Origin of the sequence: Curtobacterium sp. 260 (assembly GCF_030803485.1) — a bacterium.
Taxonomy (GTDB): Bacteria; Actinomycetota; Actinomycetes; order Actinomycetales; family Microbacteriaceae; genus Curtobacterium.
In genome coordinates, this window is record NZ_JAURUY010000012.1 from 63,465 (window position 1) to 75,871 (window position 12,407).

Annotated in this window: 12 protein-coding genes; 1 reads left to right on the top strand and 11 read right to left on the bottom strand. The window is 70.4% G+C overall.

The window, feature by feature from the left end; all coding sequences use genetic code 11:
• Positions 1-149: 149 nt before the first annotated feature.
• Genes guaA through J2X59_RS13100 form a run of 5 tightly spaced genes read right to left on the bottom strand, consistent with a single transcriptional unit; the run spans position 150 to position 5,056 of the window.
• The gene (gene guaA / locus J2X59_RS13080; protein WP_326496972.1) at positions 150-1,730 is read right to left on the bottom strand and encodes a glutamine-hydrolyzing GMP synthase; all 1,581 of its coding nucleotides are present in this window, start codon (positions 1,728-1,730) and stop codon (positions 150-152) included.
• Complete coding sequence (locus J2X59_RS13085; protein ID WP_066656914.1) at positions 1,727-2,173, bottom strand: DUF3817 domain-containing protein; 447 nt, start codon at positions 2,171-2,173, stop codon at positions 1,727-1,729. The genes guaA and J2X59_RS13085 overlap by 4 nt, the downstream gene beginning before the upstream one ends.
• 10 nt (positions 2,174-2,183) lie before the next feature.
• Positions 2,184-2,993 (bottom strand): SURF1 family cytochrome oxidase biogenesis protein, encoded by an 810-nt coding sequence (locus tag J2X59_RS13090; RefSeq protein WP_326496973.1) that lies wholly within the window; start codon positions 2,991-2,993, stop codon positions 2,184-2,186.
• Positions 2,994-2,998: 5 nt separating this feature from the next.
• Positions 2,999-4,522, bottom strand: a complete 1,524-nt coding sequence (locus J2X59_RS13095) for a cation:proton antiporter (protein WP_326496974.1) — start codon at positions 4,520-4,522, stop codon at positions 2,999-3,001.
• A gap of 3 nt (positions 4,523-4,525) precedes the next feature.
• Positions 4,526-5,056 (bottom strand): cation:proton antiporter regulatory subunit, encoded by a 531-nt coding sequence (locus J2X59_RS13100; RefSeq protein ID WP_058728934.1) that lies wholly within the window; start codon positions 5,054-5,056, stop codon positions 4,526-4,528.
• Positions 5,057-5,168: 112 nt separating this feature from the next.
• On the opposite strand from J2X59_RS13100, the gene J2X59_RS13105 reads away from it, so the two are divergent.
• Complete coding sequence (locus tag J2X59_RS13105) at positions 5,169-5,690, top strand: hypothetical protein (RefSeq protein ID WP_326496975.1); 522 nt, start codon at positions 5,169-5,171, stop codon at positions 5,688-5,690.
• A 98-nt stretch (positions 5,691-5,788) separates the two neighbouring features.
• Here J2X59_RS13105 and J2X59_RS13110 read toward each other — a convergent pair whose 3' ends face one another.
• From J2X59_RS13110 to J2X59_RS13135, 6 genes are all read right to left on the bottom strand, one after another.
• The gene (locus J2X59_RS13110; protein ID WP_251155282.1) at positions 5,789-7,549 is read right to left on the bottom strand and encodes a glycerol-3-phosphate dehydrogenase/oxidase; all 1,761 of its coding nucleotides are present in this window, start codon (positions 7,547-7,549) and stop codon (positions 5,789-5,791) included.
• Between the two features lie 258 nt (positions 7,550-7,807).
• Entirely contained in the window at positions 7,808-8,929 is a 1,122-nt protein-coding gene (locus J2X59_RS13115) for a GuaB3 family IMP dehydrogenase-related protein (protein WP_066656924.1), read from the bottom strand.
• Positions 8,930-9,060: 131 nt separating this feature from the next.
• Positions 9,061-9,246 carry a hypothetical protein gene (locus J2X59_RS13120; RefSeq protein WP_144411388.1) on the bottom strand — a complete coding sequence of 62 codons (186 nt, stop codon included), beginning with the start codon at positions 9,244-9,246 and terminating at the stop codon, positions 9,061-9,063.
• A gap of 419 nt (positions 9,247-9,665) precedes the next feature.
• Entirely contained in the window at positions 9,666-10,499 is an 834-nt protein-coding gene (locus J2X59_RS13125; protein WP_326496976.1) for an ABC transporter ATP-binding protein, read from the bottom strand.
• Positions 10,496-11,425 (bottom strand): ABC transporter ATP-binding protein, encoded by a 930-nt coding sequence (locus J2X59_RS13130; RefSeq protein ID WP_066656931.1) that lies wholly within the window; start codon positions 11,423-11,425, stop codon positions 10,496-10,498. The genes J2X59_RS13125 and J2X59_RS13130 overlap by 4 nt, the downstream gene beginning before the upstream one ends.
• Positions 11,418-12,404 (bottom strand): branched-chain amino acid ABC transporter permease, encoded by a 987-nt coding sequence (locus tag J2X59_RS13135; RefSeq protein WP_066656933.1) that lies wholly within the window; start codon positions 12,402-12,404, stop codon positions 11,418-11,420. Before J2X59_RS13135 ends, J2X59_RS13130 begins: the two co-directional genes overlap by 8 nt.
• Positions 12,405-12,407 lie beyond the last annotated feature (3 nt).

Genomic DNA, 12,407 nt, shown 5'->3' on the forward strand with positions numbered 1-12,407 from the left:
CCGTCCCGACATGTTCTCGTCGCATGACATGCCGCTCACCTCTCGCACGAGCGGCATGTCGTGCGACCGGAACGTCCGCTGGCGGCACGGAGACGCGGCGAGGGCCCGGCACGCAGTGCGTACCGGGCCCTCGGGGCGTCAGGGAGCAGTCACTCCCACTCGATCGTCCCCGGCGGCTTCGACGTGACGTCGAGCACGACGCGGTTCACGTCGGGGACCTCGTTCGTGATGCGGTTCGAGATCTTCGCGAGGGTGTCGTACGGCAGGCGCGTCCAGTCGGCGGTCATGGCGTCCTCCGACGAGACCGGACGGAGCACGATCGGGTGGCCGTAGGTACGACCGTCACCCTGGACGCCCACGGAGCGGACGTCGGCGAGCAGGACGACCGGGCACTGCCAGATCTCCTCGTCGAGGCCGGCCGCGGTGAGCTCCTCGCGCGCGATCTTGTCCGCGGCCCGGAGCAGCTCGAGGCGGTCCTTCGTGACCTCGCCGACGATGCGGATGCCGAGCCCGGGGCCGGGGAACGGCTGGCGGCCGACGATGACCTCGGGCAGCCCGAGCTCGCGACCGACGGCTCGCACCTCGTCCTTGAACAGGGTGCGCAGCGGCTCGACGAGCTCGAACGTCATGTCCTCGGGCAGGCCCCCGACGTTGTGGTGCGACTTGATGTTCGCGGTACCGGATCCGCCGCCGGACTCGACCACGTCGGGGTAGAGCGTGCCCTGGACGAGGAACTTGACCTCTCCGGCGTCGTCGTCGCCGCGCGCCTCGAGCACGAGGGCCTCGGCCGCCGCCTCGAACGTGCGGATGAACTCGCGCCCGATGATCTTGCGCTTCTGCTCGGGGTCGCTGACGCCGGCGAGGGCGTCGAGGAACTGCTGCTCGGCGTCGACCGTGATCAGGCGGACACCGGTCGAAGCGACGTAGTCCTCCTCCACCTGCTTGCGCTCGTCGGCGCGCAGGAGCCCATGGTCCACGAAGACGCAGGTGAGCTGGTCGCCGACGGCCTTGTGCACCAGGGCCGCGGCGACGGCGGAGTCGACACCGCCCGAGAGCCCGGCGATGACCCGTGCAGAGCCCACCTGTGCGCGGATCCGCTCGACCTGCTCCTCGATGACGTTCGCCGAGTTCCAGTCACCCGGCAGCCCCGCGGCGCGGTGCAGGAAGTTCTCGAGCACGGCCTGGCCGTACGCGGAGTGCTTCACCTCGGGGTGCCACTGCACGCCGTAGAGCTTGCGCTCGTCGGAGGCGAACGCGGCGACCGGGGTCGAGGCGCTCGACGCGAGGACCGCGAAGCCCTCTGGGGCCTTCGCCACGGAGTCGCCGTGCGACATCCACGTGACCTGGGACTCGGGCTGGTCACCGAGCAGCACGCTGTCGGTGCCCGACACGGTCACGTCGGTGGCGCCGTACTCGCGGAGGCCGGTGTGCGCGACCTCGCCGCCGAGCGACTTCGCCATGGCCTGGAAGCCGTAGCAGATGCCGAGCACGGGCACGCCGAGGTCGAGGATCTCGCCGTCGAGCGACGGCGCACCGTCCTCGTACACGGACGACGGACCACCGGAGAGCACGATGGCCGCCGGGTCCTTCTCGCGGACCTCGTCCGCCGTGATCGAGTGCGGGACGATCTCGCTGTAGACGTTCGCCTCACGCACGCGCCGTGCGATCAGCTGGGCGTACTGCGCGCCGAAGTCGACGACCAGGACGGGGCGCTGTTCGGTCTCGCTCACCGAGCGGCCTCCTTCTCACGCTGCTGGGCAGCGGTCAGCTCGTGGTAGGTGTCCATGGCCTTCTGCTGCATGCGGTGCTCCACCACGAAGGACATGAACGGGATGATGCCGCCGAGGGCGATGAGCAGGAAGCGCGACGGCCTCCAGCGCATGATGCTCCACAGGCGGAAGTCCGTGAACAGGTACAGCACGTAGAGCCAGCCGTGCGCGATGAGGATCGCGATCGACAGGTTGAACGTGCCGGGTGCTTCGCCCGCGGTGCCGTTCGGCACGAAGAACGGGCCGTTGCCGAGCTGCATCTCGAGCTGCAGCGGCGTGTACTTGATGACGACCTCGATCACGAGTGCGAGCAGCAGCACACCGGTGATGTACGCGGAGACGCGGTACCACTTCACCGCGCCCGGGATCTTCGGGATGTCACGCGTGCGGACGGTCAGGGCCATGGGGTCGATCCTACCGGTGCGACCGGGCGGGCTCGGCGGGCTCCCCCGGGCTCCCGGCGGCGTCGGTGTCCGCGGCTGCGGCCTCGCGGGCGTCCTCCTGCTCGCGCTCCCAGGCGTCCTTCACGAACCGGTACCAGAGGAACACGGCGAACCCGGCGAACACGACCCACTCGATCGCGTAGAAGAGGTTGAGCCAGTCGAAGCGGACCTCGCGCGTCGGAGCACGGTCGGCGATGGTGCCGAGGTCGGCGGCCTTCGCGGTGGTGCCGTCGGCGACGACGTACCCGATGTACATCCGGTCGTCGAAGGCCTTCCAGGTGTTCACGAACCGGGCCGGGGCCACGGCCGAGTACTCACCCTTGCTGTAGGCGTCCTGGTCCGGGGACTCTGCCGGGTAGTAGCGCCCCTGCACCGTGAGCTCCTGGCCGTCGGTGAGGCGCTCGCCCCCCGCCTCGGCCTGTCGCCGTTGGTCGGACCAGCCGATGACGACCGGCAGGCTCGCACCGGTCTCGGTGTCGACGAGGTGTCCGATGGCCTGGTAGGTGCCGCCGCCGGACCGCCCGGTCAGGATCGTCGTGTCACCCGCGACGAACGTGCCCGTGACGGAGACGCGCTGCCCGGCGATGGACTCCGACGCCGCACGGCCGGGCTCGGTGACGTCATCGAGGGCCTTGCGGGTCTCGGTCGTCGCCGGCAGGGGCTTGCCGTTCGCGATGCTCCGCTCGAGCTGCCACTTGCCGAGACCCGCGAAGGTCCCGGCGAGCACGAGCGCCAGCAGGAGCAGTGCGATCCACCTCGGTCGTCGGGCTACGGCCCACATCTGTATCAGTACTCCGGATCGCGCTGGCGGACCGGGCGCTTCGGGCGCTCGGCAGGGACGTCCACCGGCGACGTCACGGGTTCGCTCGTCGTCGGCTCCGGTGACCCATTCTCGCGCTCTTCCCTGCCCGCAGCCTCCACGAGGGCGAACTCCTCGGCGAACTGGCGGTCCCGCTCGGCACGACGCGCGGCGGCCGCCGCGTCCTGGTCGGCGACGCCGGCCTCGGCGGCGGTGTCGATCACCTCGTCGAGGGCCGGTCCGGCCGGGATCCCGACACCGGCAGCGCCGGCAGCGCCGTCCGTTCCCGATCGGCCCGCGCCGCGGCCGAGCCGGTCGCGCAGGCGCTGGCGCAGCCGCGCCACCCGGGCGGGACGCACCACGAGGCGGCCGATCCGGTCCGAGTTGACGGCGAGCAGCGGACCCAGGACGGCCATCACGAGGACGTAGAGGCCCGCGAAGGCGGTGATCCGCGCCTCCAGGCCGGCGGCAGCCGACAGCGTCGCGAGGATCAGCGCGAACTCGCCGCGGTTGACCAGGATCACCGCGGTGTTGATCCCCTGCTGGACGTTGAAGCCGTTCATGCGGGCGACGAGCTGTCCGGCGACGGCGTTCAGCACGATGGTCATGCCGATCGCGCCGAGGACGGGCCAGAGCACCTCGCCGAAGGTCGACAGGTCGAGTCCGAGGCCGAAGTTCACGAAGAAGAACGCCGCGAACACGTCGCGCATCGGGAGCGCCAGCTGCTCGATGCGGTCGCGGTACCGGGTCGCACCGCAGAGCAGGCCGATCACGAACGCACCGATGGCGTCGGTCACGCCGAGCAGGTCACCGATGCCGCCGAACATCACCGCGAGCCCGAAGAACAACACCGTGAACAGCTCGTCGTCGCGGGTGGCGAAGATCTTCGACACCCACTTGCCGGCGAACCGGGCGAGCGTGAACATGACGATGAGGAAGCCGAACGCGAGCGCGAGCTTGCCGACCACGGCCCAGAGGTTCGTGTCGCCGGAGAGCACCACGGAGACGATCGCCAGGTAGATGGCGATGAAGACGTCCTCGATGACGGTGACGCCCAGGATCATCGGGGTCTCGTCGTTCGCCAGGCGCCGCAGCTCGATGAGCAGCTTCGTGACGATCGCGCTCGACGACGTGGCCGTCATGCCCGCGATGATCAGGGCCTCTCGCGTGCCCCAGCCGAGCGAGAACCCGAAGGCGAACCCGACGCCCATGTTGATGGCGACGTACGTGCCGCCGGAGACCAGGAGCTTCCCGGCGTTGCCGTAGAACTCCTCCTGGTCGAACTCCAGCCCGAGGTTGAAGAGCAGGAGGATGAGCCCGAAGGTCGCGATGAGCTCGATCGTGTGCGACTCGACGTTGAGGCCGATCCACGGGGTGTGCGGGCTCGCGATGAGCCCGACCACCATGTAGATCGGGATGGCGGGCAGACCGATCGTCTTGCCCAGGCGCCCGAGCACGTAGGCGATGACGAAGAGCACACCGATGGTGAGCAGTTCGCCGCCGAGGTGCACGGGTCAGCTCCCGGGCGGCGCCTCGGCGGCAGCCGCCGCCAGCTGTCCGCTGCGGTAGAAGGAGAACGCCTTGGCGACCTTCTCGGGAGCGCCGGCGACGACGATGGTGTCACCGGGGAACACGACGAAGTCCGGCGAGGGAGCGGGGTTGGCGCTGTCGCCGCGGACCACGGCGACGACGGTCAGGCCGATGAAGCCCGAGTCGTGCAGGTCGCCGAGGGGCTTGCCGGCGATGGCGTCCTCGTAGTCGACGCTGAACCAGTCGATCGACAGGCCGGGGATCTCGTCGAGCTTGTCGAGGCCCTCGGTGATCCGGGTACCGCCGAGCAGTTCGGCGAGGGTGTGCGCCTCGTCCTCGCTCAGGCGGAGCGAGACCTTCTCCGACTTGTCCGCGCCGTCGGAGACGTCGGCGAACGAGATGAGGTCGGAGTGCCCCGACCGGTGCGTGATGACACCGCACTTGCCACCGTCGTCGGTGTAGAAGCTGTGCAGCACGCCGACTCCGGGGAGTTTGACGCGATGGACGTCGACCATGATGGCTCCCTTGGTGAGTACCCCGATGATAACCACCGGGTGCGGCGGCCCATTCCACGGGTCATCCGGTCGGTGGACGCGTGCCGGTCCGACCCGTCGCTAGCCTCGCCGCATGGGGAACACCGGGGGCCGTGCCCGCATCGTCGTCGCCGTCGTCGGGGTGGTGGTCGTCGCGGCCTACGCGGCGCTACTGGCTGTGAACGCACTCGTGCTGGATCCGCTCGGCGCGGTACCGGGGCGCTCGCTCGCGCAGATCTACGCCCGGGTGGACGTGGGCAACGACGTGGCGCAGGACGTCGTCGGTGTGCTCGTGGTCGCAGGGATCGGTGTGGGGCTGGCGCTCACCGCAGCGGTCGTCGGACTCGCGTCGCGGCTGCCGGCGACGACGATCGCGGTGCTGCACCTCGGCGTCCTCGCTGCGGGCGCACTCGCGACGTTCCAGTCGGGCTTCTGGCTCGGCATGGACGTCGCGGACTCGTGGCCGACCGACGGCGCCGCGCACACGATCTGGTCCGGCGTGCTGTACCTGACGAGCACGGCGGCGGTCATCGCGATCCCGGTCGTCCTCGTCGGCACCGCCGTCCGGACCCGCACCCGCAACACGCAACGTCGGCGACAGCTCGCAGCGGAGTAGCGCTGCGCGGAACCGCCGAGGTCGCGTCCCGCGGAAGAGGCGGGACGTGACGGCCGGGAGGCGCATGGCGGGGCCGCCACGCGCCTCCCGTCGGTGACCTACCGCGGTTCGCTCGTCTTCTCGCCCTCGACCTGCTCGTCCGTCGCCTTCGCGCCGTCGGCACCGCTCGACCGGCCGCCGCCGACCACCACGTCGTCCTCGTCGAAGCCGAACGCGATGTCCGGCGCCTCGAGGCGCACCCGGTCGGCCGACTCGTCGTCGGGCTGCCGCTGCGACTCGCGCTCGGCGGCGACGCGCTTCAGGTAGTTCGACACCTCGTGCTCGGTCGTCTCCTGGTCCCACCCGAGCACGCCGGCCATGAGCTTCGCGGCGACCGGGGCCGCCTCTTCTCCGCGGTCCCACGCCTCGATCGAGATGCGGGTGCGGCGAGCGAGGACGTCCTCCAGGTGCAGGGCGCCCTCGTGCGAGGCCGCGTAGACGACCTCGGCGCCGATGTAGTCGTCCGCCTGCGGCAGCGGCTCGGCGAGCGACGGGTCCTGCTCGACGAGCTGCAGCACCTCGGTGGCCTGGGTTCCGTACCGGTTGAGCAGGTGCTCGATCCGGACCTTGTGCACGCCGAACTGCCGCGCGGTGCGCCCGCGACGGTTCCAGGCGGCCGGGTAGCCCTCGGCACCGACCAACGGGATGTCCTCGGTCGTCGACGCCGGGATCTTGCCGTCCATCGCCGCGACCGCCTCGTCGATGGCGTCCTTGCCCATCACGCGGTAGGTCGTCCACTTGCCGCCCGCGACCACGACCAGGCCCGGGGCGGTGTGCGCGACGACGTGCTCACGGCTGAGCTGCGACGTCTGGTCCGACTCGCCCGCCAGCAGCGGTCGGAGGCCGGCGTAGACGCCCTCGACGTCCTCGCGGGTGAGCGGCACCGCGAGGACCTTGTTCACGTGCTCGAGGATGTAGTCGATGTCCGCCGCGGTCGCCGCCGGGTGGGCCTTGTCGAGGTTCCAGTCGGTGTCCGTCGTGCCGACGAGCCAGTGCCGGCCCCACGGGATGACGAACAGCACGCTCTTCTCGGTGCGGAGGATCATGCCGGTGTTCGACTGGAAGCGGTCGCGCGGGATCACGAGGTGCACGCCCTTCGACGCCCGCACCTTGAACTGCCCGCGGGTGCCGACCATCGCCTGGGTGTCGTCGGTCCAGACGCCTGTCGCGTTCACGACCTGCTTCGCCCGGATGTCGAACTTCTCGCCCGTCTGGATGTCGTGCGCGTGCGCCCCGACCACCCGCTCCCCGACCTTGATGAACCCCTCGATGCGGACCCGGCTCGCAGCGTGCGCGCCGTACGACGCTGCGGTGCGCACGAGCGACGCGACGTAGCGGGCGTCGTCGACCTGGGCGTCGTAGTAGGTCATGCCTCCGACGAAGGCGTCCTTCTTCAGGCCGGGCATGTTCTTGAGGACCTGCTTGCGGCTGAGGTGCCGGTGGTGCGGGACCCCGGGCGGACGACCGCCGGACCAGCTGAACACGTCGTACATCGCCATGCCGATGCCGATGTAGAAGCGCTCCCACACGCGGTGGTTGAGCGGGTAGAGGAACCGCACGGGCTTCACCAGGTGCGGGGCGATGCGCTGCAGCAGCAGGCCGCGTTCGATCAGGGCCTCGCGGACGAGCGCGAAGTTCAGCTGCTCGAGGTAGCGGATGCCGCCGTGCACGAGCTTCGACGAGCGGCTCGACGTCCCCGAGCCCCAGTCGCGGGCCTCGACGATGCCGACGCTCAGGCCGCGGGTGACGGCGTCGAGCGCGCTGCCACCGCCGACGATGCCGCCGCCGACCACCAGGACGTCGAGCTCCCGGGTCTTCATCGCCTCGATCGCGGCGGCGCGCTCCTCCGGACCGAGCTTGGCCGCCGGGTCGAAGCCGACGCTCGCGCTCGGTGCCGTGGCACGCCGGGCGTCCTCGACGGTGCTCTCGGCACCTGCGCTCGTCGCGTCCGTGCTGGTCTGCGTGGTGCTGCTGGCTGGCTTGGCCATCGTCGCCTCCGTGCGGGTTGCGCGCACGGAGCCGGCCTCCGCGCACGGGAGCGCCGAGGCGTCACCTGTGCGGGAGCACGGGTGCCACCGTCACTGCTGGTGGTACGGCGCCACGACCACTTCTACTCGCTGGAACTCCTTGACGTCGGAGTATCCGGTGGTGGCCATCGACCGACGCAGCGCACCGACCAGGTTCGCGCGGCCGTCCCACGACGGCGTCGGCCCGTTCAGCACGTTCTCGAGCGGGGCGATCTGCCCGACCTCGACCCGACGACCGCGGGGCAGCTCGGCGTGGTGTGCCTCGGCACCCCAGTGGAAGCCACCACCCGGGGCCTCGGTCGCGCGGGCCAGTGCGGTGCCGAGCATGACGGCGTCGGCGCCGACGGCGATCGCCTTGACGATGTCGCCGGCGGTGTCGAGCCCGCCGTCCGCGATGACGTGCACGTAGCGGCCGCCGGACTCGTCCATGTAGTCGCGTCGGGCACCGGCGACGTCGGCCACCGCGGTCGCCATCGGTGCGTGGATGCCGAGGGCGGCGCGGGTCGTCGAGGCCGCCCCGCCGCCGAAGCCGACGAGCACGCCCGCGGCACCGGTGCGCATGAGGTGCAGCGCCGACGTGTACGTCGAGGCACCGCCCACGATGACCGGCACGTCGAGCTCGTAGATGAACTTCTTGAGGTTGAGCGGCTCCTGGTTCTGGGAGACGTGCTCCGCCGAGACCGTCGTGCCGCGGATGACGAACAGGTCGACACCGGCGTCGACGACCGTCTGCGAGAACTCCTGCGTGCGCTGCGGGCTGAGCGAACCGGCGACCGGCACCCCGGCGGCACGGATCTCGGCCAGGCGCGCGGTGATCAGCTCGGCCTTGACCGGCTCGGAGTAGATCTCCTGCATGCGCTTCGTGACGTTGCCGTCCGTGAGGGTCTTGATCTCCTCGTAGTACGGCGTCGGGTCCTCGTACCGGGTCCACAGGCCCTCGAGGTCGAGCACGCCCAGGATCCCGAGCTCGCCCATCTGGATGACCGTCGCCGGCGAGGACACCGAGTCCATCGGCGCCGAGAGGATCGGCGACGCGAAGGTGAACGCGTCGATCGACCACTGCACGCTCACGTCGTGCGGGTCGCGGGTGCGCCGCGAGGGGACCACCGCGATGTCGTCGAACGCGTACGCCCGACGGCCGCGCTTGCCTGCACCGATCTCGACTTCAGTCACCGGGCAAGCCTAGCGGGCGGGGTCCCGGAGTGGGACGGGTGGACGGTGCAGGGCGACGCCGTACCGGTGGGGCACGGTGCGGCTGCAGGTGCTGGCGCTGGTGCTGGTGCTGGTGCTGGTGCTGGTGCTGCTCAGCGTCGCGGTCGTGTCCGTCGCTTCCGCAGGGCCCGGAGGACCAGGCCGAGCAGGAGCGCGAGCACGACGAGCACCGCGAGCAGGGCGGCGGCGACCTTCACCAGTAGTGCGGCGCCGACGAAGAGCACGGCGAAGACGACCCAGACGAGGGCGTCGAGCACGAGGGGGCCGGGGGTCCGCACGTGCGTCACGCTAGCCGACGGACGGGGAGCCGGCGTGCTCGGGCCGAGCCGGCGGGGCGGGGGTGGGTCGCGCCTCCCGGCCGGGCCGGACGCAGGTGGCGGCGGCGAGACGCCGGCGTCGACGCGAGACGCCGGACGCCGGCGCCGACGCGAGACGCGAGACGCCTCGGTCGACGCGAGACGCACCCGGATCCGGCGGCGTCTCGGTGTGTCCGCGGCGTCTCGCTGACACGCCGGCGTCTCGGCGCGACGACCGCGACGACCACGACGACCGCCACGTCCGCGACGACCGCGACGCCGCCCCAGGCCTGACGACGCCCGGGACGTGAGGACGGGGCCGCGCGGCGCATCAGCAGCCTGCGCGGCCCCGTCGGGGTGCGGGTACCACCCCCACAGCAGTACCCGCGGGTCGACCCCGCTCAGCGAGCGGAGTCGACGTCCTTGGCGAGCGTCCCCAGGTAGAGCTCGATGACCTTCGGGTCGTCGGCGAGCTCACGCCCGGTGCCCGAGTACGCGTTCCTCCCCTGGTCGAGCACGTACCCACGATCGCAGATCTGCAGACAGCGTCGCGCGTTCTGCTCGACCATGATGATCGACACCCCGGCCTTGTTGATCCGGCGCGTGCGGATGAACGTCTCGTCCTGGCGCACCGGCGACAGGCCCGCGGAGGGCTCGTCGAGCAGCAGCACCTTCGGGTCCATCATCAGCGCGCGGGCCATCGCGACCGACTGCCGCTCACCTCCCGACAGCGAGCCCGCCCGCTGCGTCCGCCGCTGTCCGAGGACCGGGAACAGGTCGTAGATGACCTCGAGCCGCTCGGCGAACTTCTTCGGGCGCAGGTACAGGCCCATCTGCAGGTTCTCCTCGATCGAGAGCGAGGGGAACACGTTGTTCGTCTGCGGGACGAAGCCGACGCCGGCCTGGACGAGCTTGTTCGCCTTGAGGTTCGTGATGTCCTCGCCCTGCAGGGAGACCGAGCCCTCGCGGATCGACACCAGGCCGAACAGTGCCTTGAGGAGCGTCGACTTGCCGGCACCGTTCGGGCCGATGATGCCGATGAGCTCACCCGGGTAGCAGTCGAGGTCGCAGCCGTTGAGGATGTTGACGCCCGGCAGGTACCCCGCGACGAGGTTCTTCGCGGTGAGGACGGGCTCGCCGCGGTCGATCGTCGCGGTTGCGCTCGCCGCGCTCGTCGCACCCGTCGTCGGACTGGAGGCGCGGCCCGCGTCAGCTGCGTTCGTTGCGTCGGTCATCGGGTCGCCTCCTGCTCGTCCTGCTTGCGGTCGTCCGCCTTCGGGTGGTCGTCCGCTGCTTCCTCTTCGGCCACCTCGTCGGCCAGCTCCTCGTAGGTCTCCTCGGTGAGGAGCGAGTCGTCGCCCAGGTCGGTGTCGTGGTGCGCACCGAGGTACGCGTCGATGACGGCACGGTCGTCCATCACCGTGTCGGCCGGCCCCTCGGCGACGACCTTGCCCTCGGCCATCACGACCACCCAGTCGGAGATGTGCCGGACCATGTGCATGTCGTGCTCCACGAAGAGCACGGTCATGCCGTCGTCGCGCAGCGACTGGATGTGTCCGAGCAGCGACTGGGTGAGCGCGGGGTTCACGCCCGCCATCGGCTCGTCGAGCATGATCATCGTCGGGTCGGACATCAGCGCGCGGGCCATCTCGAGGAGCTTCCGCTGCCCGCCCGACAGGGAACCGGCGTAGTCGTCCTGCTTCTCGAGGAGCTTGAAGCGGGCGAGCAGGTCCTCGGCCTTGGCGGTGATCTCGCGCTCGCGCTTCCGCCACAGCGCCGGGACGAGGCCGACGAAGAAGTTCTCGCCCGGCTGGTCGCGGGCGCCGAGCAGCATGTTCTGCATCACGGTGAGGCGACTCAGCGCCTTCGTGAGCTGGAACGTGCGGACCATGCCCTTGTTGGCGATGTGCGTCGCGCTCGTCTTCTGCAGCGTGTCGCCGTTGAAGCGGGTCGTCGCGCCGGGGCTCGGCTTGTCGAAGCCGGTCAGCAGGTTGAAGAACGTCGTCTTGCCGGCACCGTTCGGGCCGATCAGGGCGGTGATGGTGCCGCGCTGCACCTCGAGGTGGTCGACGTCGACCGCGGTCATGCCGCCGAAGTGCCGGGTGACGCCGTCGACCGTCAGGATCGGGTCGGACTTCGTGTGGGTGTAGGTCTCAGACACTGAACGACAGCTCCTTCTTGTTGCCCAGGAGTCCCTGTGGCCGGAACACGATGAGGAGCATGAGCGCGACGCCGACGAGCACGTAGGAGAACTGCTCCGCCTGCTGCGCGTTCATGATCGAGTCGGGGATGAAGTCCCCGGCGAGGGTGCGGACGAAGAGCCGCACGACGAAGAACAGGATCGCCCCGAGCACCGGACCGAACACGGTCGCGGCACCGCCGAGGATCAGCGCGGTCCAGATGAAGAACGTCATGGAACGGCCCATCGCGTCCGGCTGCACGGAACTCGGCAGCACGTAGATCACCCCGGCGAGCGCACCGAGCGCGCCGCCGAACACGAGCGCCTGCATCTTGTACGAGTAGACGTTCTTGCCGAGGGACCGCACGGCGTCCTCGTCCTCGCGGATGGCCTTCACGACGCGACCCCACGGGCTGCGCATGAGCAGGAAGAGCACGAGGGTGAAGAGCGCCACGAGGCCCCAGGCCGCGATGCGGATCCACCAGCCGTTGACGCCGTTGTTCGAGTACGTGAACCACAGGATGCTCGTGGTGCCGTCGGGCAGCGGGCTGAGGGCGTTGAACGGGTCGCGGTAGCTCGACCCGGCGATGCCGTTCGAGCCGCCGGTGGTGTTCGTCAGCAGGCTGGAGCGTCCGACCATGCGGATGATCTCGGCGCCGGAGATCGTCACGATCGCCAGGTAGTCGCCGCGCAACCGCAGGGTCGGGATGCCGAGGATGACCGCGAACACGATCGCGACCGCCAGGGCGACGAGCACCGCCATGACGAAGGGCAGGCCGTTCGTGATCGAGATCGCGAAGCCGTAGGCGCCGAGCAGCAGGAACGCCGCCTGGCCCATGTTGATCAGTCCGGTCAGACCGAAGTGCACGTTGAGGCCGATCGCGGCCAGGGCGAACGCCGCCGTGGTGGGGGCGAGGGCCTCCTGCGTCAGCGAGGACAGCAGGTTCAGGATGTAGTCCATGTC

Bases quoted from the DNA above. Each gene is read 5' to 3' on its own strand.
- J2X59_RS13085 (WP_066656914.1), bottom strand. From the start codon at position 2,173: ATGGCCCTGACCGTCCGCACGCGTGACATCCCGAAGATCCCGGGCGCG.
- J2X59_RS13105 (WP_326496975.1), top strand. From the start codon at position 5,169: ATGGGGAACACCGGGGGCCGTGCCCGCATCGTCGTCGCCGTCGTCGGG.
- J2X59_RS13110 (WP_251155282.1), bottom strand. From the start codon at position 7,549: ATGAAGACCCGGGAGCTCGACGTCCTGGTGGTCGGCGGCGGCATCGTC.
- J2X59_RS13135 (WP_066656933.1), bottom strand. From the start codon at position 12,404: ATGGACTACATCCTGAACCTGCTGTCCTCGCTGACGCAGGAGGCCCTC.
- J2X59_RS13100 (WP_058728934.1), bottom strand. From the start codon at position 5,056: ATGGTCGACGTCCATCGCGTCAAACTCCCCGGAGTCGGCGTGCTGCAC.
- J2X59_RS13090 (WP_326496973.1), bottom strand. From the start codon at position 2,993: ATGTGGGCCGTAGCCCGACGACCGAGGTGGATCGCACTGCTCCTGCTG.
- J2X59_RS13125 (WP_326496976.1), bottom strand. From the start codon at position 10,499: ATGACCGACGCAACGAACGCAGCTGACGCGGGCCGCGCCTCCAGTCCG.